General features: G+C 75.5%; 17 protein-coding genes. 2 read left to right on the forward strand and 15 right to left on the reverse strand.

All coding sequences use genetic code 11. The features are described 5' to 3' along the window. Window positions 1–24: 24 nt before the first annotated feature. Window positions 25–999, reverse strand: a complete 975-nt coding sequence (locus AC6CH9_RS06085) for a patatin-like phospholipase family protein (RefSeq protein ID WP_498154096.1) — start codon at window positions 997–999, stop codon at window positions 25–27. 880 nt (window positions 1000–1879) lie between these two features. Here AC6CH9_RS06085 and AC6CH9_RS06090 point away from each other — a divergent pair. Both AC6CH9_RS06090 and AC6CH9_RS06095 read left to right on the forward strand, forming a co-directional pair. Next, window positions 1880–2941, forward strand: coding sequence for an ATP-binding cassette domain-containing protein (locus tag AC6CH9_RS06090; RefSeq protein ID WP_498154097.1), 1062 nt, complete (start codon window positions 1880–1882; stop codon window positions 2939–2941). Next, window positions 2938–3810, forward strand: a complete 873-nt coding sequence (locus tag AC6CH9_RS06095) for an ABC transporter permease (RefSeq protein WP_498154098.1) — start codon at window positions 2938–2940, stop codon at window positions 3808–3810. The genes AC6CH9_RS06090 and AC6CH9_RS06095 overlap by 4 nt, the downstream gene beginning before the upstream one ends. Window positions 3811–3940: 130 nt before the next feature. On the opposite strand, the gene AC6CH9_RS06100 is transcribed toward AC6CH9_RS06095, so the two are convergent. From AC6CH9_RS06100 to AC6CH9_RS06165, 14 genes are all read right to left on the reverse strand, one after another. Next, the gene (locus AC6CH9_RS06100) at window positions 3941–7321 is read right to left on the reverse strand and encodes an ATP-binding protein (RefSeq protein ID WP_498154099.1); all 3381 of its coding nucleotides are present in this window, start codon (window positions 7319–7321) and stop codon (window positions 3941–3943) included. A gap of 11 nt (window positions 7322–7332) precedes the next feature. After that, complete coding sequence (locus tag AC6CH9_RS06105; RefSeq protein ID WP_498154100.1) at window positions 7333–8220, reverse strand: formylglycine-generating enzyme family protein; 888 nt, start codon at window positions 8218–8220, stop codon at window positions 7333–7335. Window positions 8221–8269: 49 nt separating this feature from the next. After that, window positions 8270–8926, reverse strand: coding sequence for an NUDIX domain-containing protein (locus tag AC6CH9_RS06110; RefSeq protein WP_498154101.1), 657 nt, complete (start codon window positions 8924–8926; stop codon window positions 8270–8272). Continuing rightward, the gene (gene pyrG, locus AC6CH9_RS06115) at window positions 8927–10612 is read right to left on the reverse strand and encodes a CTP synthase (protein WP_498154102.1); all 1686 of its coding nucleotides are present in this window, start codon (window positions 10610–10612) and stop codon (window positions 8927–8929) included. Window positions 10613–10728: 116 nt separating this feature from the next. Continuing rightward, window positions 10729–12426 (reverse strand): murein biosynthesis integral membrane protein MurJ, encoded by a 1698-nt coding sequence (murJ, locus tag AC6CH9_RS06120; RefSeq protein ID WP_498154103.1) that lies wholly within the window; start codon window positions 12424–12426, stop codon window positions 10729–10731. Then, the gene (locus AC6CH9_RS06125; protein WP_498154104.1) at window positions 12423–13262 is read right to left on the reverse strand and encodes a hypothetical protein; all 840 of its coding nucleotides are present in this window, start codon (window positions 13260–13262) and stop codon (window positions 12423–12425) included. Before AC6CH9_RS06125 ends, murJ begins: the two co-directional genes overlap by 4 nt. A gap of 1 nt (window position 13263) precedes the next feature. After that, on the reverse strand, window positions 13264–14346 hold the full coding sequence (locus AC6CH9_RS06130; RefSeq protein WP_498154105.1) for a copper transporter: 1083 nt from the start codon (window positions 14344–14346) through the stop codon (window positions 13264–13266). Window positions 14347–14472: 126 nt separating this feature from the next. Then, on the reverse strand, window positions 14473–15660 hold the full coding sequence (steA, locus tag AC6CH9_RS06135; RefSeq protein WP_498154106.1) for a putative cytokinetic ring protein SteA: 1188 nt from the start codon (window positions 15658–15660) through the stop codon (window positions 14473–14475). Between the two features lie 6 nt (window positions 15661–15666). Beyond that, complete coding sequence (recN, locus tag AC6CH9_RS06140) at window positions 15667–17418, reverse strand: DNA repair protein RecN (RefSeq protein WP_498154107.1); 1752 nt, start codon at window positions 17416–17418, stop codon at window positions 15667–15669. A 2-nt stretch (window positions 17419–17420) separates the two neighbouring features. Beyond that, window positions 17421–18407, reverse strand: coding sequence for an NAD kinase (locus tag AC6CH9_RS06145; RefSeq protein ID WP_498154108.1), 987 nt, complete (start codon window positions 18405–18407; stop codon window positions 17421–17423). Beyond that, window positions 18404–19381 (reverse strand): TlyA family RNA methyltransferase, encoded by a 978-nt coding sequence (locus AC6CH9_RS06150; protein WP_498154109.1) that lies wholly within the window; start codon window positions 19379–19381, stop codon window positions 18404–18406. The genes AC6CH9_RS06145 and AC6CH9_RS06150 overlap by 4 nt, the downstream gene beginning before the upstream one ends. Window positions 19382–19383: 2 nt before the next feature. Further along, window positions 19384–19623: a hypothetical protein gene (locus AC6CH9_RS06155; protein ID WP_498154110.1), complete on the reverse strand. Its 240-nt coding sequence runs from the start codon at window positions 19621–19623 to the stop codon at window positions 19384–19386. Window positions 19624–19767: 144 nt separating this feature from the next. Next, a complete protein-coding gene (locus tag AC6CH9_RS06160; protein WP_498154111.1) occupies window positions 19768–20790 on the reverse strand; it encodes an HAD-IIA family hydrolase in 1023 nt (340 codons plus the stop codon). After that, on the reverse strand, window positions 20787–21632 hold the full coding sequence (locus AC6CH9_RS06165) for a hypothetical protein (protein WP_498154112.1): 846 nt from the start codon (window positions 21630–21632) through the stop codon (window positions 20787–20789). Before AC6CH9_RS06165 ends, AC6CH9_RS06160 begins: the two co-directional genes overlap by 4 nt. Between the last annotated feature and the right edge of the window lie 925 nt (window positions 21633–22557).

The raw sequence follows: 22557 nt of genomic DNA on the forward strand, positions 1-22557 counted from the left end.
TGCGTCAGCGCGTGTCCGCGCGAGTCAGCGCCAGAGCGCGGCGACGCGCTCCGCGAGCGCGGTACCCCGCTCGTACCCGGCCTCGGCCGCCGCCGGCCGAAGCGACAGGTCCATGGCCTGCGGGCCGAAAAGGTGGTCGGCCGTGGGCCCCGGGTCGATCACCTCGACCTGGCTCCCTCGTGCGCGCAGCTCGTCGACCTGCACGGCGAGCTGCAGACCCCAGTCCAGCGGCGCCCGCGTCCTGCCGCCGAACGGCGACAGCACCAGCACGCGCCGGTGCCCCGCCGCGAGGTCCGCGTTCTCGTTGCGGCGGTATCCGCCGTCGAGGTACTGCCCCTCCCCGACCCGGTAGGCGAACCCGCTCGCGCAGCTCGCCGCGACGGCGTCGACGAGGTCGACCCCGCTGCTCCGGTCGAAGACGGCGGACTCACCGGTCCGAGCATCGACGGCGGTGAGGAGGACGGCCCTCAGAGGCCAGGACAGGTCCGGCAGGCGCGCGGCGACGGTGGCCCGCCACCGTGACTGCACCGCCTCGTCCGACGACGAGGGCAAGGCGAGCGCCGCCGCCCCGAGCCTGCGGCGCATGTCGGCCGCGTCCTGGGCACCCGCGATGACGGCGGCCGTCCGCGCCATCTGGTCCTCCGCCTGCCGCGTGCGGTCACTGCTCGTGTTCGAGCCGCCCTGACCTGCCTGCGGGGGCGGGGGCGCGACGAGAGCGGCGGCGTACAGCTCCGCGGGCGTCGCGCCGGCGAGCTGCGCCGTCGTCGTCGCCCCCGCCGACGTCCCGACGGTCAGGTCCGCCGTCGTGGACACGGGCAGCCCGGCGTCGGCCAGACCGGCGACGACGCCGATCAGCCACGCGTTGCCGGTCGACCCGCCGCCCCCGAGCACGAGGGCACGCTCGCCCGACGTCGGGACCGGATCGGATGCCAGGAGATCAGGTGCCGGGAGACCTGCTGCTGAGGTGCCCGGTGCAGAAGAAGGTGTGGTGGTGCGCATGGGAGTCGCCTCTCGCGATGGTGCGGCGAGCGCTTCCGACGACGACTACGGCCGTCGCGCGATCGTGGGCAGCGAGGGGGCGCCCGGTACGGACACAGCGTTCACGGGACTCACCTCCTCGGCTCGGTGCACGATCGGCCCCGACGCTAGCACGCCGGCCCGCCCCGGCACGCGGCCTTTTCGGCCGTCGGGAGGACGTTCACGGGTCGCGTCACGGGGCCCGCGGAGCACGAACCGCACGTGCCGAAGTAGAGCCGAGGTCGCACGAGGTAGAGCCGTGGTCGGCCGGGGTAGAGCCGTGGTCTGCCGAGGAAGTGCCCGGGCCGTGCCCGACGACGGATGGTTCGCCCCGACGGTCAGGCCCACCCGCGAGCCAGCCCGGCACAGGCGGGCCGGCACCGCGGTCAGTCACCCGGGCGAGGACCGACCAGGGCGAGACGAAGCCGGGCGGGGTGGGTGGTGGTGCCGCGTCGTGGCGGGCCTGGCGGGAGCCGCGAGGAACGAGCGGCGGATGGTAGACGCGGCACCACCACCCACCCCGACCACCCAACCCAGCCACACGCCGTCGAACACACAAACCACGGCTCTACCCCGTGCGACCACGGCTCTACCTCGCGTGACCACGGCTCTACCTCGCGTGACCACGGCTCTACCTCGCGTGACCGGGGCTCTACCTCGCGTGACCACGGCTCTACCTCGCGTGACCACGGCTCTACCTCGCGTGACCGGGGCTCTACCTCGCGTGACCACGGCTCTACCTCGCGTGACCACGGCTCTACCTCGCGTGACAGTGGCGTGACAGCGGGTGGTGCTCCGCTGACAGCGCGCTGCGAGGGCGGGCGTCGAACCTGGGTGGTGAACCCACCGACCAGGAGGACACATGACCACCCCCGCGATCGAGGCCCACGGCCTCGTGAAGGTCTTCGGCGAGAACCGCGCCGTCGACGGCGTGGACCTCACCGTGCGCACCGGCACCGTCTACGGGGTCCTCGGGCCCAACGGTGCCGGGAAGACCACGACCATCAGCATGCTCGCGACGCTCCTGCGCCCGGACGCCGGCGAGGCCCGCGTGTTCGGGCACGACGTCGTCGCGCACCCGCACAAGGTGCGCCAGCTCATCGGCGTGACGGGGCAGTACGCCTCGGTCGACGAGACGCTCAGCGCGACGGAGAACCTCGTGGTCTTCGCGCGGCTGCTCGGGCTCTCGCGCACGCAGGCCCGGCGCAAGGCCGTCGAGCTGCTGGAGGCGTTCGGCCTCACGGACGCGGCGTCCCGCCCGCTGAAGAACTTCTCGGGCGGCATGCGCCGCCGTCTGGACCTCGCGGCGAGCCTCCTCGCGCAGCCGCCGCTCATCTTCCTCGACGAGCCGACGACCGGCCTGGACCCCCGCACCCGCGCCCAGATGTGGTCGACGATCCGCGACCTCGTCGCGAGCGGGTCGACCGTGCTGCTCACGACGCAGTACCTCGACGAGGCGGACCAGCTCGCAGACCGGATCGCGGTGATCGACCGCGGTCGCGTGGTGGCCGAGGGCACCGCGGACGACCTCAAGGACGCCGTCGGCGACCAGTCGCTCCAGCTGACTCTGGTCCACGCCGTCGACGTCGCTCCCGCGCTCGAGATCGTCGAGCGCTCGCTGGGCCTCGCCGCGACGGTCTCTCCCGAGGCTCGCCGGCTCACCGTGCCCGTCCCCGGGCCGGACGTCGTGACGGACCTCCTCGTGCGCCTGCGCGAGGCACGCATCGAGGTCGGCTCGCTGAGCATGGACAAGCCCAGCCTCGACGAGGTGTTCCTCACCCTGACGGGGCACGGTGCCGAGCCGCTCGACGCGGCGGCCGGCGAGGACACGACGGACGACGGCGTGGACCCGCGCTCCACGGACGACACCCCGGGCACGCGTGACGAGCGCGCGTCCGCGACGCGAGAGGCGGCGCTGCGATGACCACCACGACCACCACTCCCCCCACGGTTCCCCGCCCGACCGACACGGCGCCCGCGACCCGGCCGCGCATCCAGGCCGGCGCCGACCGCGTGCTGTCCGACCGCACGTCGCTGCGCGCGACGGCCGACCACACGCTGACCATGGCGTACCGCGGGCTGCTGAAGATCAAGCGCACACCCGAGCAGCTGTTCGACGTGACGCTCCAGCCCATCCTCTTCACGCTGATGTTCACGTACATCTTCGGCGGCGCGATCGCGGGCGACGTCACGAGCTACCTGCCGATCATCATCCCGGGCATCCTCGTGCAGACCGTCATCACGACATCGGTCGTCACGGGAACGCAGCTGCGCGAGGACATGGACAAGGGTGTGTTCGACCGTTTCCGGTCGCTGCCCATCGCGCGCATCGCGCCGCTGTCGGGCGCGCTCCTCGCCGACACGGTCCGGTACCTCATCGCGACCACGCTCACGTTCGCGATGGGCTACCTCATGGGCTACCGGCCCGACGGCGGGCTCGGTGCCGTCGCGCTCGCCGGTCTGCTCGTCATCGTGTGCTCGTGGGCCGTGAGCTGGATCTTCGCGTTCTTCGGCGTCGTCGCCAGGACCGCGTCGAGCGTGCAGGGCATCTCGATGATCGTGCTCTTCCCGCTGACGTTCCTGTCGAACGCGTTCGTCCAGCCGGACACGATGCCGGGCTGGCTGCAGGGCTTCGTCAACGTCAACCCGGTGTCGCACCTCGTCACCGCGGTCCGCGAGCTGGCGAACACCGGGACGCTCGGCTCCGACGCCGCGATCTCTCTCGTCGGCGCCGCGGTCATCGTCGCGGTCTTCGCGCCACTCACCGTGCGCGCGTACATGCGCAAGGCCTGACCGCACGACCGGCCATGGCTCCCAGCGCCTCAGAGCCGCCTCAGAGCCGCCTCCGAGCCGCACGGCGAAAGACGAGACTTCCTCCGCACGGGGTCGGCACCTCTCCGGGTGCCGGCCCCGTCGCCGTCCGTCAGGCGTCGTGGGAGCCGTCCCTGTCGGCCTCGGCCTCGCCGAGGAGCGCGAAGCCCCGGCGCGCGAGGTCGCCCCGGTCCAGGTCGTGCGCCTCGGCCCGGGCCCGCTCCGCGAGCGCCGGACCGACGACGCCGGTCACCTGCGCCCAGGCGTTCTCGTGGCGCAGCGAGGGCTGGTCCTGCCGCGAGCCCATCCGTTCCGCGAGCGCGACGAGCCGGACGCCACGCTCGGCGCCGTCGTCCGAGCCGCCCGCCCGGGAACCGCCGCGGCCCAGCGCGAACGCGACCCCGAGCGCGAGGAACGACGTCCCGACGACCGGGTAGTCCACGAAGTGCGGGCGCGCCCGGTGCGTCCCGAGGACGAGCGTTCGCAGCTCCTGGGAGACGGCCGGGGCCAGTGCCGATCCCGCGGTCGCGAGGCGCACGAGCCACGACGAGGCGAGCAGCACGTACCAGGGCGACCGGCGCGCCTCGTCGTCGAACGATGCGGCCGCCTCCCCGTAGAGCGCGAGGGCCGCGTCCTCGTCGCCGTGCATCGCCGCGACCTCCGCCCGACTCATGGCGACGACGGAGCGCACGTCGGGCGGGACGTCCGCGCCGCCGAAGCCCGCGCCGCCCACCGCGCCGTCGAACGCCGCGAGCATCCGTTCAGCGCGCTCCGTCTCACCGAGAGTCACCGCGGCCGACATCTCCACCCAGTCGAGCTGCTGCAACGTCGCCGTCGCGCCGAGCGCCCGGAGGTGGTCGCGCGCGGCCTCGGCCCAGCGCCCGACGTCGGCGGCGTCACCCGCCTCGCTCGCGCACGAGGCGAGGAACATCGCGGTCGTCGCGCGCGCAGCGACGTCCCCCCGGGCGACCGCGCGCTCGTGCGCGAGCGCACCCCATGAGCGTGCCTCGGCGAGACGTCCCTCGTTCTCCGCCATCTGGGCCGTCGTGAACTCGGCCAGCATCGCGACGAACGCGTCGTCGTCGGCCCGGAGGCCCGCGAGCGTCGCCTCCATCTCCTCGGTGCTGCGCACCGTCAGGAGCCGGGCGAAAGCCCGGGTGCGCGGCCCGACGTCGGGCCGGCGCAGGAGCCGCCGCAGTCGCCCCAGCGCGCGGGCGGTCAGCTCGGGGCGCGCGAACGCCCCGGCGCCCGCGACCGCGGCGAGCGCGAGAGCCGCGGGCTGGACGTCGTCGGGCGGGACCTCCCAGCCGACGACCGAGTCGAGCACGACCTCCACGAGCCCGGCGGCCTGGTCCTCGATGCCCAGCAGCAGCCAGGAGCCCATGAGCGCCGTGAACACCCGCACGACGACGTCGGGTCGCGCGTCCTGGACCGCCTCGCGCAGCGCGAAGAGGAGGTTCTCCTGCTCGCGCCGCAGGTCGGTCGCGGCGGCGGTCTGGTCACCCCCGACGAGCGCGTCCGCGCACCGTGCCGCGAGCGCGGCGGCCCAGCGCTGCACCGCCTCGTGCGCCGTCGCCGTGGCACCCGTGTCCAGGAGCCGCAGGGCACCGAACTCCCGGACGGTCTCGAGCATCCGGTAGCGCACGACGCCGTCGTCCTCGGTGACCCGCAGGAGCGACTGGGCCACGAGCCCGTCGAGCGCGTCGAGCGTCTCCCACGCGGGCGTCCCGAGCGCCCCGCCCGGAGTGACGCCGCCCGTGACGGCCTGCGCCGCCTCGGCCGAGAAGCCGTCCGGGAGCACCGCCGCGCGGCACAGCAGGTCCTGCTCGGGCGCTGCCAGCAGGTTCCAGCTCCACTCGATCACGGCCTCGAGCGTGCGGTGCCGGTCAGGGGCGAGCCTGTCCCCCGAGCGCAGGAGCGCGAAGCGCTCGTCGAGGTGCCGCTCGACGTCCTCGACGCTCATCGTGCGCACTCGGGCCGCGGCGAGCTCGATCGCGAGCGGGAGGCCGTCGAGGCGCTCGCACAGCCGCGCGACGACGTCGGGCGGCAGGCTCGCTCCGGGCCGGACGGCGCGGGCACGTTCGACGAAGAGTCGGACGGCTGGTCCGGTCCCGCCGTCCGCCCCCAGCGCGTCGAGGGGGTACACGTGCTCGGCCGCGAGACGCAGGGGCGACCGGCTGGTCGTGAGGACGGTCAGGCGCGGCGCGGCTCCGAGCAGGTCGGCGGCCCAGCGCGCCGCACCGTCCAGGACGTGCTCGCAGTTGTCCAGGACGAGCAGGACGTCTCGCCCCCGCACGCGGTCGAGCACCTGCTCGCGCAGCTCCGGCGCCGCCAGGCGGTCGGCGAGCCGGCCCGTGCGCGCGGGCGGCGAGATCCCCAGCCCGTCCGCGAGGGCCACGACGACGTCCTCGTCCGTCCGCACGCCGGCGAGCTCGACGACGACCACGAGGTCGACCGTCCCGGTCGCGGCCGCACGGCGCGCGACCTCCTGCGCGAGGCGCGTCTTGCCGAGCCCGCCCGGGCCGAGGATCGTGACGAGCCGGGCCCGGGCGAGAGCGCCCCGCACGCGGTCGACGTCGTCGTCCCGGCCGAGGAGCGCGTCGGGTGCCACCCGCACGCCCCGCGCCTGCGTGGCGTGCGCGCCGCGAGCCGTGCCCGGCACCGCGGCTGCGGCGCCCGGTTCACCCGCAGGCGACGGCGCGGGGGCACCGGCACCGGACGCGCGGTCGAGCAGGTCGGCGGCGAGCCGCCGGAGGTCCGGGGCCGGGTCCGTGCCGAGCTCGCGGACGAGCGCGTGGCGGACGCGCGCGTACGCGGCGAGCGCCTCGCGCACCCGGCCCGACGCCGCGAGCGCCGTCATGAGGTCGCGCGCGGCGTCCTCGTCGATCTCGTCGCGGTCGAGCGCCGCGGTCGCGAGCGCGACGACGGTCTCCTGGTCCCCGGCGACGGCCGCGGCCGACCGCAGCGCGACCGTGAGCCCGTCGCGCAGCCGCGACACCTCCGCGCGCAGCACCTGCCCGACCGGTCCGGGCACGTCGGTGCCCGGGTCGTCGTCGTGCCACAGCGCGAGCGCGCTCCGCAGGTCGGCGACGCTCGACCCGGCACCCTGGCCGGCCGCAGCGGGGCCGCGGTGCGCGACCGACCGGGCGTCGGCGAGCGCGCGGCGGGCGCGGTCCAGGTCGCTCGGCACACCGAGGGCGTAGCCGCCCGCACGCGAGAGGACGGTCCCGGGCGCGGCCTCCCGCCGCAGCCGCGACACGAGGCTCTGGAGCGCGGCGCGCGGGTCCTGGGGCGCGTCGGGTCCCCACAGATCCTCGACGAGCGTCGCCACGCCCAGCGTCCGGCCGCCCGCGAGCGCGAGCGCGGCGACGAGCGCGGTCGCCCTCGACCCGCGCGGGGCGACGGGCGCGCCGTCGGGTCCGGGTACCCGCACCGGGCCGAGGACGCGGACGAGCGCGTCCCCCGGTGGGGTCGGTGCGTCGGGTGCGGGCACGTCGTCAGACCCTAGTCCTCGGCACCGACGGCCGCGGCCTCGTCGGCATCTGCGCCGACGGCGGACGGGAACGTCAACGGCGTCCACCCGAGCGGCAGGAGGCCGGGAATCTGAGCCCGAGCGCGGTCCGCCGCGTCCGACCAGCCCTGGGCCGCGGGGACGCCCGGCTCGCCCACGGGACCCTGCGCGACCCGGAGGCCGACGTCCTCGATCCGTGCGTCGGGCGCGCTGCCTCGTCGCACGCCAGCCCGCACGCTCCAGGGTCGGTCCGCCCAGCCGCCGCCCCGCAGGCTCCGGTACTCGCCGTAGCGCGCGGTGTCGGCGTAGTCCCAGCACCACTCCCAGACGTTCCCGAGCGTGTCGTGGAGGCCGAACGCGTTCGGGAGCCGTCCGGCCACAGGCCGGGGACCGTCGCCGCCGTCGTCCGCGGTCCAGGCGACGGCCCTGGTCGGGCCATACCGGGGCCCGCTCGTCCCGGCGCGGCAGGCGTGCTCCCACTCGGCCTCGGTCAGGAGCCGGTACCCCGCGGACCGCACGTCCCAGCGCACGTCCCGACCCGAGACCCGGTACGCGGGGTCCAGGCCCGCCACCCGGGATGCCGCGTTGCACCAGAGCACCGCCTCGAACCACGTCACCCCGTGCACGGGGACGTCGTCCGGCTCCGTGCACGTCCGGTCCTGCTCCGCGATCGTGCCGCGTGACCGCCCGCCGGCCGACGGCTCGCCCCGAGACCGGAGCGGGTCGGCGTCGAGGACGGCCCGGTGCTGACCGACGGTCACCGGCGTACGAGTGACGTGGAACGGCTCCAGGACGACGGAGCGTGACTCTCGCGTGCGCGCGTCGACGACGTCGAGCCGGCCGGCCGGGACGGGGACGAGGTCGGGAAGAGGTGAGCCCACGCCCTCGGACGCTACCCGAACCGGTGCACCGGCAGTCGGCCCCGGACCGTCAGCCCCCGCGGCGCTCCGGCCACGGTGCGTCGGCCGGGCGCAGCGACGCCCAGCCGTCCGCGCGGGACGCGGCGGCGGCGAGGATCCCGACGACGGCCGAGGGGTTGTGCAGCTCGCCCGCGAGGACGCCGCGCAGCGCCTCGTCGAGCGGCACCCACCGCAGCTCCATGTCGCGTTCCTCGGCCTCGCGCTCGTACCGCTCGTCGTCGGGTACGGGCGCGAGGTCGCGCGCGAGGAAGACGCGCAGCGCCTCGTTGGAACCGCCCGGCGTCGTGAAGTAGTCGACGAGGACGTCCCAGCGCGCGGCCTGGAGGTCGGACTCCTCGGCGAGCTCACGGGCCGCGGCGAGCCGCGCGTCCTCCCCGACGACGTCGAGGAGGCCCGCCGGCACCTCCCACAGCTCGCGCCGCACGGGGTGGCGGTACTGGCGCAGCAGGAGCACGCGTTCGTCGTCGTCCAGCGCGACGATCGCCACCGCGCCCGGGTGGTCGAGGTACTCCCGCGTGACCTGCCCGTCGTCCAGCTCGACGATGTCGGAGCGGAGGTCGAAGACACGACCGTGGTGCACGACCGACGTCTCGGCGACCGGGCGCGGCGCGAGCGCGTCGACCGTGGGGAGCTCCGCAGGCGAGGGAGCACCCGCCTCGGCGCCCACTCAGTCGGCCTGGTTCTCGAGCGCGGCGCCGATGAGGCCGGTGAACAGCGGGTGCGAGCGCGTGGGGCGCGACTTGAACTCCGGGTGCGCCTGCGTGCTCACGTAGTACGGGTGCACGTCCGCGGGGAGCTCGACGAACTCGACGAGCGACGAGTCGGGCGACGTCCCGCTGATCACGAGCCCCGCCTCCTCGAGCTGCTTGCGGTAGGAGTTGTTCACCTCGTAGCGGTGGCGGTGACGCTCCGAGACGCGCTCCGAGCCGTAGGTCTTGGCGACGACCGAGCCCGGTGCCAGCGCGGCCTCGTACGACCCGAGGCGCATCGTGCCGCCCAGGTCGCCGTCGCCGCCGACGATCGCGAGCTGCTCCTCCATCGTCGCGATGACGGGGTGGGACGTGCCCGGGTCGAACTCGGTCGACGACGCGTCGTCGATGCCGAGCACGTTGCGCGCGTACTCGATGACCATCGACTGGAGACCGAGGCAGATCCCGAGCGTCGGGACCTTGTTCTCGCGCGCCCAGCGCAGCGCGCCGAGCTTGCCCTCGATGCCGCGCACGCCGAACCCGCCGGGCACGAGGACGGCGTCCACGCCGTGCAGGGCGTCGTCCGCACCGGCCGGGGTCTGGCACTCGTCGGACGCGACCCAGCGGATGGTGACCTTGGCGTCGTTCGCGAACCCGCCGGCGCGCAGCGCCTCGGTGACGGAGAGGTACGCGTCCGGCAGGTCGATGTACTTGCCGACGAGCGCGACCTCGACGCGGTGGGCGGGCTGGTGCACGCGCTCGAGGAGCTGGCTCCAGCCGTCCCAGTCGACGTCGTGGAACGGCAGGCCGAGGCGGCGCACGACGTACGCGTCGAGTCCCTCGGAGTGCAGCACGCGCGGGATGTCGTAGATGCTCGGCGCGTCGACCGCGTTGACGACGGCCTCGTTGTCGACGTCGCACATGAGCGCGATCTTGCGCTTGACCGGCTCGGGGACCACGCGGTCCGCGCGGAGCACGATCGCGTCGGGCTGGATACCGATCGAGCGCAGGGCTGCGACGGAGTGCTGCGTCGGCTTCGTCTTGAGCTCGCCCGACGGACCGATGTACGGCACGAGCGACACGTGGAGGAAGAAGACGTCGTCGCGGCCGAGCTCGTGGCGCACCTGGCGCGCGGCCTCGAGGAACGGTTGCGACTCGATGTCGCCGACGGTGCCGCCGATCTCGGTGATGATGACGTCGACGTCCTCACCGGCCTGGGCGCGCATGCGCGACTTGATCTCGTCGGTGATGTGCGGGATGACCTGGACCGTGTCGCCGAGGTACTCGCCGCGCCGCTCGCGCGCGATGACCTGGGAGTAGACCTGGCCGGTCGTGACGTTCGCGGTCGCCTCGAGGTCGACGTCGAGGAAGCGCTCGTAGTGGCCGATGTCGAGGTCCGTCTCGGCACCGTCCTCGGTGACGAACACCTCGCCGTGCTGGAACGGGTTCATCGTCCCGGGATCGACGTTGAGGTACGGGTCGAGCTTCTGCATGGTGACGCGCAGGCCGCGCGAGCGGAGCAGACGACCGAGGCTGGATGCCGTGAGGCCCTTGCCGAGCGAGGAGGCGACGCCGCCGGTGACGAAGACGTGCGCGGTGCGGTGCTCGGTGCGAGCGCCCGAGGCGTTGAGGCGGGAGGAGGGCCGGTTCAGGTGATCTGCCACGGAACTCCATCCTAACAGCGTGCCCGACGACGGCATGCGGACCGGGCAGTGCGACGCGCCACGTCCGCGGGACGCCGCACGTGCCGTCGCCCCCGCGCCGGCCGACCGGCGAGCGCCTACGCCCTGGGGTTTTCCTCGGACGAGGCGGCCGTCCCGCCAGGCGCGACGCCCCCGGCCGGGTCCTCGGAGGACGTGCCGCCCGCCCGGCCCCGACGCAGGATGCCGAGCAGGGCCGCGCGGTCCCCCGCGAGCGACACCCCGACGACGACCGCGCCCGCGACGAGCGCCGCGAGGGCCCCGACCCCGACGGCGGGGAGCCAGCCCGCGTCGTCGGGCAGCAGCGCGCCCGAGACCGCCGAGCCAGCCAGCGCACCGAGGGCGACGCCCACGGCGACGACCAGCAGGGTCCGCAGGACCCCGCGCGTCGCCCCCGGGCCCGCGTGACGGCGCGTCGCGACGAGCAGCCCGGCGCCCGCGACCGACATCCCGACCGCGGTCGCCAGGCCCAGCTGGAGCAGCACCCCGGCCTGGTCGCGCACGCCGGTCACGGCGGGAAGGACGTACGCGGTCGCCGCCACGACGAGCCACCCCGCGGCGGTCACGACGACCGCGACGCGCTGACGGTCGATCGTGTACAGCGCGCGCGACAGGTGGAGGATCAGCGAGAAGCCGACGATGCCGACCGCCATGCCCGCGACGGCACCCCCGAGGCCTGTGACCGAGCCCTTCGCGATGACGGCGAACACGGCTTCCACGGCCGCGGACGCGGCGATCAGCGCGGCGGCGCCCAGGCCTGCGACGACGATCAGCGTCCGCGTCGTCGTCGCGAGCAGGCGGCGGTAGGCGTCGTGGCGTGCATGGGCGACGTGCTCGGCGAGCCGCGGGAACGCGCTCGTCGCGAGCGGGAACGCCAGCACCGCGTACGGCAGCAGGTACACCTGCTGCGCGAACCAGTACGTCGGGAAGGTCTGCTCCGGGCCGAACCGGTACGCGGCGCCCATGATGGCCAGCACGGAGAGCTGCTGCGCGACGAGCGCCCCGATCCCCGCGAACGCCAGGTTGCGTGCCCGGACCGCCTCACCGCCCGGGAAACGCAACGTGGGCCGCAGCCGGACGCCCAGCCGGCGCACCGGCAGGACGAGCGGCAGCGCGAGGACCGCGACACCCGCCGTGGTACCCCAGCCCAGCCAGGCGATGGCGTCCCCCGACAGCGCGGCGACGTCCGCCTGGTCGCCGTCCGCGAGCCGGTAGAACACGAGGAAGACCGCGATGACGGCGAGGCTCGACAGCAGCGGCGAGAACGCCTGCCAGAAGAACCGCTTGTGCGCCTGAAGGATGCTCCCGAGCACCACCGCGAGACCGTAGAGCGGCACCTGGAGCGCGAAGACGCGCACGAAGGTCGCGGTGACGTCGACGAGCTCGGGGTGCTTCGGGAGCATGAGGAGCGTCGCGATCGGGTGAGCGAGGAGCGCGAGGAGCGCCCCGAGCGGGACGAGCACGACGAGCGTCCACCCGAGCAGGGCCGACGCGACGCGTGAGACCTCGGTGCCCGACCGGCGGACGATCGGCCCCGCGAGGAGCGGCACGACCGCCCCCGCGAGAGCGCCGCCGGCCGCGACCTCGAAGAGGACGTTGGGCAGGAGGTTCGCCGCCGTGTACGCCGAGCCGACGCCCTCGGTACCGACCGCCGCGGACTGCACGAGCGACCGCGCGAAGCCGACGAGCCGGCTCGCGATCGTCACGAGCGTGATCATCGCGGCGGCGCCCGCCAGGGTGCCCGTGGCGGCGCGCAGCCGCCCCGCCCGCGCGCTCACGCGGGGCGCCGGCCCCACGCGTCCACGCGCCGCAGCGCGTCGTTGCCCTCGATGACCTTCGAGAAGCTCACCTTCTCGCTCGCGAGGGTCAGCCCCACCACGCCCGCGAGCGCGAGCCAGCGCACCGAGCGGGGCGCGGCGAACGCGACCTGCGAGCCGAGCGCGGCACCGAGCGCGTTCGCGCCGCAGTCGCCGAGCATGTCGCGCTCGCCCAGGTCCCCCGGCGCCGCGGCGGCGACCGCCCCGAGGACCGCTCCCGTCGTCGGGGCCGCAGACGTACCGAGGTAGGGCAGGGACGCCATCCCGGCGGCCTTGAGCGCGCGGCCCGGGCGGAGGTCCAGGAGATTGAGGAGGTTCGCCGTGCCGGCCATGAGCGCGCCGTTCACGCCGACGTCCACGAGGTGGCCGAACGCCCCGCCCGTGCGCCGCGTCCCGATCGCCGCCGCGACGAGCGAGACGCCGCTGATCCCGAGGATCTTCAGCGCGCCCGTCGTCACGCGGCCCTCGGCGAGCGCGCCGAGGTGGCCGCGCAGGCCCTTCGTCCGGGTCGACGTGTCCTCCGCGAGGTCGTCCACGAGTCCGAACGCGCCCGCGCTCGCCGTCGCGAGGGCGACCGCGCCACGCGTGCGGGCGTCACCCCCCGCCGCGAGCGACCCGGCGACGAGGCCGGCGGCGACCGCCGGGCCCTCGAGCAGGCTGATCGGCTCGCCGCGGTGGTTGGTGCGCGTCCAGCGCCCCGCGCCCCCCGGCGGGCGCGACCCGGCTGCGCGCCGCGCCGTCGCGGTCACGACGGCGGCGACCCCGGCCGCGGCGAGGGTGCGCAGCGCGCGCGCCACGTCAGCCCTCCCCCGCGCCGGCGGTCTGCTCGACGTCGGCGGCGCCGTCGTCCGCCGTACCGCCCGCGGCGGCGTCCTGGGCACCTGCGTCGGACGACGTCGTGCGCGTCACCGGCGGGAGCTCCACGGCCGGCGGGAGGACCGCCGTCGCGCTCTCCTCGAACCCGAACTGCCCGACCTGGTCCGCGACGCGCGCCGCGAGGGCCAGCGGGACGTTGATCCGGCCCGGCTCCGCCTCGATCCCGCTCACCGTGGAGATCGACGCCGCGAGGTCGTCGTTCGCCCGGATGGTCGACACGACGTCGCCGCTCACCGCCGTCGGGCCGGCGACCAGCGCCGCCTCGGCGACCTCCTGCGCGGCGACGGCGACCTGGACCTCGATGTCGACGACGTAGGTGTCCGGCGCCGGCGCCTCCTCCCCCTCGGCCGTCGGGGCGGCCTGCTCGGGGGCGGGTCCGCCCAGCAGCAGGACGACGTCGGCCGGCAAGGTCTGCTCGGACACCACGTCGACGAGCGCGAAGCGCTCCAGGAGCGCCTCGAGCTCGATCGCCTCCGGGCTGCGCTCCTCGGAGCTCGTCGGGGCGGCACCGGTGAGCGCGAGCGCGAGCGCGCGGGCGAGCCGCTGCTCGGGGGTCGCGTCCTGCGGGACCTCCCCCAGCTTCTCCCCGAGACCCTCGGCCACCGTCTGGCGCGCGCTCTCCTCGTCCTGGCTCGTCCACGAGTCCGTCAGGCGGACGTGGCCGACGACCGACGCGCCGGCCGTCTCGAGCTGCTCGGCGATCGCGTCGTCCCGCTCGTTGTCCGCCCCGTCCAGGTCGACGACGGCGACGCGACGGTCCTGGAGCGACCCGGCCACGAGCTGCGGCCCTGCCGCCTCGATGTACCGCGAGTCGTCGCCGAGCGTCACGTTCGCCTCGTCGAGCTGGTCGCGGAGCTCGTTGCGCTCGGTGCGCAGCTGCTCCACCTGCCCGGTGAGCTGGTCACCGATGGCACCCTGGAGCGGGCCGGCGCCGAGGATGATCCCGACGGCCAGGGCCAGGAAGACCGAGATCAACGAGACGATGTGGTACCTGAAGTCGATCACTGTGCGGTGGTGTCCTTCGGTTCGGGCTGCTGCGTGCTGGCAAGGTCAGGGAGCGTGGGAGCGCGGATCGGGCCGGTCGCAAGCGGCCGGCGCGCGGGCCGAACGGCGACGACGGCCCGGCCGGGGTCAGCCGCCGCCTGCGAAGAGCGACCCGATCCACGACCAGAGGTCGTCGAACCGGGCGCCCACGATCCCGAAGAACGTCTGGCCCGCCGCCGTCGACCACAGCGCGGCGACGACGGCGAGGAGCCCCGCGATCGACAGGAGCCAGAGCTGGAGGTTGGAGATCCGGTGCCGGTACAGGCGGGAGACACCCTTCGCGTCGACGAGCTTGCCACCGACGCGCAGCCGGGTGAGGAACGTGCTCGCCATCCCCGCGCGACCCTTGTCGAGGAACTCGACGAGGGTGGCGTGCGTCCCGACGGCGACGATGACCTCGGCGCCCTTGTCGTCCGCGAGGAGCATCGCGATGTCCTCGCTCGTGCCCGTCGCCGGGAAGACGACCGGCTCGACGCCGAGCTCCTGGACGCGCTCGAGGCCCGGCGCCTTGCCGTCGCGGTACGCGTGCACCACGACCTCGGCGCCGCTGCTCAGCGCGCGGTCGGACACCGAGTCCATGTCGCCGACGATCATGTCCGGCTTCCAGCCGGCGTCGAGGATCGCGTCCGCGCCGCCGTCCACGCCGATGAGGACGGGCCGGTACTCCGTGATGTAGGGGCGCAGCGTCGCGAGGTCCTCGCGGTAGTGGTAGCCGCGCACCACGATGAGCACCTGCCGACCGTCGATCGGCGTGCGGATGTCCGGGACGCCGACGCCGTCGAGCAGCAGGTCGCGCTCGCGCCGCAGGTAGTTCATCGTGTTCTCGGCGAACGACTCGATCTCGACCGAGAGGTTGGCGCGCGCCTCCTCGAGGCTGCGCGCCACCGTCTCCTCGCTCTGGAGGACGCCCTCCGCCACGAGGTCGTCGCCCAGGTAGACCTTGCCGCCGTCGAGCCGCAGCTCCCGGCCCTCGGGGACGGCCATGATCGCCGGGCCGAGGTCGTCGACGAGCACGATCCCCGACTCGACGAGGACGTCGGGGCCGAGGTTCGGGTAGCGCCCCGAGACGGACTTCGCGGCGTTGAGGACGGCGGACGGCTTCGCCGCCACGAGGGCGTCGGCGGCGACGCGGTCGATGTCGACGTGGTCGATCACCGCGACGTCCCCCGGCTGGAGACGCTTGGTGAGCGCCTTGGTGCGCGCGTCGACCTTGGCCGGGCCGAGCGTGCCGGACCCGGCCTCCGGCGGGGAGGCTTTGCGCAGAGTGAGTCTCATCGTGCCCTATCGTCCCACGACCGAGGACTCCAGAAGCTCCACCGCGTGGCGGCGGGCCGCGTCCGAGTCCTCCTGGCCGGAGAGCATCCGCGCGAGCTCGCGGACGCGCTCGTCCCCCGTGACCTCGCGCACACCCGTGACCGTGACCGCTGAGGCATCAGCGGCATCGGGCCCGTCCCCCGGACCGGCGCCGGACGACTTCGTCACCACGAGCTGGACGTCGGCGAACGCCGCGACCTGCGCGAGATGGGTGACGACGACGACCTGGGTGCGCCGCGCGAGCGATGCGAGCCGGCGCCCGACCTCGACCGCCGCCTTGCCGCCGACGCCCGCATCGACCTCGTCGAAGACGAACGTCGGGAGCACCTGCCCGGTGCCGTCCACCGCCGCGGTCGCGAGCGCGACCTCGATCGCGAGCATGACGCGCGAGAGCTCGCCGCCCGACGCGCCCTTGCCGAGCGGCCGGGCCGGGGCGCCCGCGTGCGCGACGAGCGAGAAGGTCACGACGTCGACGCCCCACGGGCCGGGCTCCTCGGCGCGCTCGACGTCGACCACGAGGCTCGCGCCGCCCATGGCCAGGCCGCGCAGCTCGTCGGTCACCGCGGTCGCGAGCTCGGCCGCGGCGCGCTCGCGCGAGGCCGTGATCGCGGTCCCGAGGCGGTCGATCTCCGCGTCGAGCTCGTCGCGGCGCACGATCGACGCGTGGAGCCGCTCGCCGCCGTCGTCCAGGTCGAGGAGCCGCAGCCCGGCATCGCTCGCCCAGGCGAGCACGTCGTCGACCGTCTCGCCGTAGCTGCGCGTCAGCGTCCCGAGCTCGGCGAGGCGCGCGTGCGCGCTCTCGAGCCCGGCGGGGTCGGCCGCGAGGTCCTCGACGTAGCCCGAGATCTCCGTGGCGACGTCGGCGAGCACGTAGCCCACCTCCGCGAGCCGCTCGGCGAGCCGCGCGAGCTCCGGGTCCGTCCCGGCCACCGACTCGAGCGCGCGGCGCGCCCGGTCGACCGAGACGACGGCGTTCTCCTGCGGCTCGGCGGCCTCGTCGCCGGCCACGGCGTCGTGCGCGAGCTGGGCCGCGACCCGCAGCTCTTCGACGTTCCCCAGGCGTGCCACGAGGGCCGTCAGCTCGACGTCCTCGCCCGGCTGCGGCGCGACCCGCTCGACCTCCGCCAGCCCCAGGCGGAGCAGCTCCGCCTCCCGGGCGCGCTCGCCGGCGCGCGTCTCGATGTCGTCGATCTCGGCCTGCAGCGCGGTGCGCTCGGTCCACGCGTCGCGGTACTGCGTCAGCAGCTCCGCGTGCGCGGGGCCCGCGAACGCGTCGAGCGCGGCGCGCTGCCGGCTCCCGGTCCGCAGCCGGAGCTGGTCGGACTGCCCGTGGACCGTGACGAGGTCGTCGGCGATCTCCGCGAGCACGCCCTGCGGGACGCTACGACCACCGAGGTGCGCGCGCGAGCGGCCCTCGGCGGCGACCGTACGCAGGATGACGACCGTGCCGTCGTCGTCCACCTGGCCGCCCGCGTCGTCGACCCGCTGCGCGACCGACGGCCGGTCGGTGACGCGCACGCGCCCCTCGACCACCGCGCTCGACGCCCCCGGGCGCACCGTCGCCGGGTCGGCCTTGCCGCCCATGAGCAGCCCGAGCCCGGTGAGCACCATGGTCTTGCCCGCGCCGGTCTCGCCCGTGATCACGGTCAGGCCCGCCCCGACCGGGACCCGGGCCGACCGGATGACGCCGAGGTTCTCGATCGCGATCTCCTCGAGCACGCTCACTCCTCCTCGTCCGTGACGTCCTGGTCCTCCGGCGCCCTGCTCGCCTCCGCCGCCGCGGCGCGCTCCGCCGTCGTGCCCGCCGTCGCGGCCACGCTCGCCGCGCGCTCGCGCCACCCCACCACGGGGAGCGAGAACTTGGACACCAGGCGGTCCGTGAACGGGGCCGTGCTGAGCCGTGCGAGCCGCAGGGGCGTGTCGGAGCGTCGGACCTCGACCCGCGACCCGTTGGGCAGGTCGATGCGCCGACGGCCGTCGCACGTGAGCACGCCCGGCGACGCCGAGTCGGCGAGCACGTCGACCGTGATCGTCGAGCGCGGGCCCACGACGAGCGGGCGAGCGAAGAGCGCATGGGCCGCGAGCGGGACGACGAGCACCGCGTCGACGTCCGGCCACATCACCGGCCCGCCCGCGGAGAACGCGTGCGCCGTCGAGCCGGTCGCGGTCGCCGTCACGACGCCGTCGCAGCCGAACGACGACAGCGGTCGGCCGTCGACGCCGAGCACGACCTCGATCATGCGCTCGCGCTGCGCCTTCTCGACCGTGGCCTCGTTGAGCGCCCACCCCACGAGCGGCTCCGGCTCGCCGGGCAGGTAGGCGCGCACCTCGACGATCGTGCGCTCCTCGACCGTGTAGTCGTAGGCCGCGAGCCGCCCCACGGCGGCGCGCAGGTCCTCGCGCTCGCTCTCCGCGAGGAATCCCACGTGCCCGAGGTTGACGCCGAGCAGCGGCACCCCCGTGCCGTGCGTGAGCTCGGCGGCGCGCAGGATCGTGCCGTCGCCGCCGAGGACCATGACGACCTCGGACTCCGCGACGCCCTCGCGCGCACGCGTGCGCGCCATGTGGTCGCCGAACCTCTCCGCGAGGTCGTCGTCGTGCAGCGTCACGGTGAACCCGGCGCGCTCGAGCTCGGTCACCGCCTCGTGCAGCGCGACGACCGCCTCGGGGCGGCCGCCGTGGGTCACGATCAGCACGCGTCGCGTCACGGTGCTCCTCCAGTCAGGGGTCGGTCGGGCGTCGCGGCGTCGGGCGTCGGGCTCGGCCCGTCCGCCGCCGACCGGGCGACGAGCACGACGGGCGGCGGGCCGCCGTCGGGCGCGGGCTGCCACGCCACCGCCGCGGCCGCGGCGTCCTCCAGCGCGGAGTCCTCGAGCGCGGCGCCGTCGGCGCGGCCGGGATCGCCGGCCCGCAGCCACCAGAAGTACTCGCGGTTCCCGCTCGGTCCGGGCAAGGGGCTGGGCACGACGGCGAGCGGGCGGAGCCCGACGACCGCCGCATGCCGCGCGACCGCGGCGACGACCTCGACGTGGAGGGCAGGGTCGCGCACGACCCCACCGCTCCCGAGGCGCTCACGGCCGACCTCGAACTGCGGCTTGACGAGCAGGAGCAGGTCGGAGCCCGGGCCCACGACACCCGCGACGGCGGGCAGCACCATCGCGAGCGAGATGAACGAGAGGTCGCCGACGACGAGGTCGGGCACGGCTCCGACGTGCTCGGGAGCAAGGTCGCGGACGTTGAGCCCCTCGTGCACCTGGACCCTGGGGTCGGAGCGCAGTGCGGGCACGAGCTGGTCGTGACCGACGTCCACCGCCACGACCTCCCGCGCACCCCGGCGCAGCAGGACGTCTGTGAAGCCCCCGGTCGACGCCCCGAGGTCGAGGCACCGCGCGCCGTCGACGGTGGGGGTCCGCGGCGGCGCGCCGGCAGGGTCGAGCGCGTCCAGGGCGTCGAGGACCCCGGCGAGCTTGAACGCGGCCCGCGAGGCGTAACCGGGATCCTCCGGGTCCGGCGCCACCGCGAGCACGTCCAGGGGCCCGACGGCGGTCGAGGGCTTGGTCACGACGGCACCGCCGCGCGTCACCCGGCCCGCGGCCACGAGCTCGGCGGCCTGCCGGCGCGACCTCGCGAGCCCGCGCCGGACGAGCTCGCCGTCGAGGCGGGCACCGGTGCGATCTGCCACGCTCAGTCCTCCGTGCGGGCGAGCTCGGCGACCAGCGCGTCGTGCACGGCCTCCAGCACCCCCACGTGGTCGGCGGTGGCGAGCCCCTCCAGCCCGTCGAGCCGACCGAGCGCGGCGTCGAGCGCGTTGCCGGGCAGGTCGGTGACCGAGGACGGCTCCACGCCGCCCCGGCCCTCCACCGAGCGCTCCGGCCGTCCGCCCGGAGGCGGGCCGGGAACCGGACGCAGCGGACCGTCCGTCATGTCCTGCCTCCTGTCTGGTGGGCTGCACGAACGTCGCCCGGTCCGTGACCGGGCATCCCGGACCACGCTACCGGTTGCGTCCCACGCACGGGCACGTCCGTCGCCAGGTGCTACGCGGCGCGTCGCGCCGCCCCGCGGTCGGGATCAGTGGGTCCCGACGGGCAGCTCGGGGACCGTCGACGGGTCCACGGGGAGCCCCGCGTCGGCCGACGCCCAGGACGCGGCGGCCGCCGCCCGGACCGTGTCGACCGTCGCGGTCCCGCGCACGTCCAGGCGCAGCGCGCCGTCGTCCACCCGCGCCGCGCTGTCGCCGCAGGACCACCAGCCGGCGTCCGTGCGCACGGGCACCGGGTGGGGCTCGAGGAGGCTGCGCAGGTCGACGCCCACGTAGTGCGGGCGCAGGTGCGGTTCCGCGAGGATGGTGTCCCGCGCCGTGCTGACGCCGGTGAGGACGTGCAGGCCGGGGTAGCCGCCGGCGCGCGCGCCGGCGAGGTCCGTGTCGAGCCTGTCCCCGACGACGAGCGGCGCCTCGGCCCCCGCGCGCTCGATCGCGAGCCGGTACATGGTCGGCGACGGCTTGCCTGCGCTGTCGGGCTCGACGCCCGTCGCGGCGCGCACCGCGCCGACCAGGGACCCGTTGCCCGGCGCGAAGCCGCGCGCGGTCGGCAGCGACAGGTCGAGGTTGCTCGCGACGTGCCACGCGCCCCGCTGGACGGCGTAGGCGGCCTCGGCGAGCTGCGCCCAGCCCAGCTCGGGCGCGAAGCCTTGCGCCACGGCGTCGGGCTCCTCGTCCGCGGACTCCACGAGGACGAAGCCCGCGTCGTGGACGGCCGTCACGAGACCGGCCCCGCCGACCACGAGGACGCGCGCGCCCGGCTCGAGGCGGGTGCGCAGGAGCGCAGCCGCGGCCTGCGCGGCCGTCATGACCTCGTCCGCCGAGGTGGGGATGTCGAGGCCCGTGAGCTGCTCGGCCACCGAACCGGGCTCACGGGACGCGTTGTTCGTGACGAACACGAGCCGCAGTCCGCGCGAGCGCGCCGTGGTCAGACCCTCCGCCGCGTGCTCGATCGGCTCGTGCCCGCGGTACGCCACCCCGTCGAGGTCGACGAGCGCGAGGTCGTACCGGTCGGCCAGCGCGACCTCGCTCCCGAGGAGCCCGGCGCTCACCGGTCGTCCTCGTCCGACGGTGCGGAGGCATGCTCCGCCTCGTCGTGCCCCGCGCCCGACTCCGAGTTCTGAGCGCCGGTCGTCGCGTCGTCCGGAACCGTGTCCTTCGGCGCCCTGTCGTCCACAGCCTGCCCGGCATCGGCATCGGCATCGGCGTCGGCGTCGGCGGGCTCGGCGACAGCATCGCCGTCCTCGTCAACCTCGTCGGTCAGGTCGTAGACCACGACGTCGTCGTCCTCGCCGAGCACCGCCGCGAGCAGGCTCGCGTCGATCCCCGCGAGGATCTCGGCCGCCTCCTCGGTCCGACCCGCGACCTCGAGCACCGCCGCGCGAGCCTGCAGGACCCGAGCCCCGAGCTCGCCTCGCGTCCCGATCACGGGCACCTGCTCGAGCGCGGCGAGGGCCGCGTCCAGCTCGCCGAGGTCGACGCGCGCCCCGCTCACGACGATCGCGAGCTCGGTGCGCCCGACGTCGTCCAGGGTCGCGGCCTCCTCCGACGCCGCGAGGGCGAGCGCACGCTCCGGCCGGCCGAGACCGCGCTCGCAGTCCGCCATGATCGGCAGGTGCTCGGACGACCCGTTCAGGCGTCGCACCGTGCGCAGCTCCCGGAGCGCCTCGGCGTACCTGCCGGTCGCGTACGCGGTCAGGCCGGCGGCCTCGCGCGCGACGTCGACCCGGCCCGCGCGGCGCACCGCCGCCTGCGCGTGCTCGTACGCGAGCTCCGGGTCGGAGTCGATGAGGCGTCCGGCCATGACGAGGTGACGCCCGACGACCTCGGCCGTCTCCTTGCTCAGCGTCCGCAGCCGCCCTCGGGCCGCGCGGTCGAGCTGAGAGATCTGCACGTCCTCGGGGATCGCCGGCCCCGCAGGATGCCGCGGCTCCGGGCGACGGTCGAAGCCGTCGCGCTCGCGCCCGGCCCCCGCACGCGGGGCGTGCCCGCGGCGATCCCCGCCCCGTCGCTCGTCACGGGGCCTGGAGCCGCCCCGGTGCCGGTCGTCACGAGGCCCCGACCCGTCCCGACGACGGTCGGCCGAGTCGCGGTCGTACCGACCACGCTCGCCCTCTCCCGGACGCGTCGGCCGCTGGTATCCCGCGCCACCGCGCGCACCGGGCGCGCCACGCCCGTCACGAGCAGGTGACCGGTCGTCACGGCGCCCGGCACGGTCGCCGCGCCCCCCGCCGTGCTCGCGGCGGGACGAGCCCGTGCCCTCGCCGCGCGAGCTCCACGCACGCCGCTCGTCCGGGCGTCCACCGTCACGGCGTGCCCCGTCCCGACGATCGCCCTCACGACGGTCACGGTCCGTCCGGTCGCCCTCCCGACGGTCACGACCCGGGGCGGCGTCACGGTCAGGACGACCGCCGTCGCGGCGCGCGCGAGCACCATCGGGGCGACCCCCGTAGCCGCCGTCCTGGCGCCCGCGGTCGTCAGCCGAGTCGCGGCGCGCGGCGTCCCCGCCGCTGCGACGACGGTCGCCGTCCCCCGAGGTCGAGCCGCCGGACGGGCTGCGGTCGGCACCCCGTGCGTCGCGGGAGGGGCCCTGTCGACCGTCGCGGTCGCGGCGTCCACCACGGTCGCCGCCCGACGACGGGCGGTCCGACTCGGACTCGTGGGAGGTGTCGTTCACCAGGGTTACCTCTCGTTGTGAAGTTTGCGCAGGCCATCTTCCCACGCCGGCTCCGACGTCACACGGGACGGAACGGGCGGGGAGTCCGGCGGCACGACGTCGACGCAGCGGTCCCGACGAGAGCCACCTGCGCGAAGGTCCG

The sequence above is a fragment of the Cellulosimicrobium sp. GQ32 genome, from assembly GCF_059758455.1.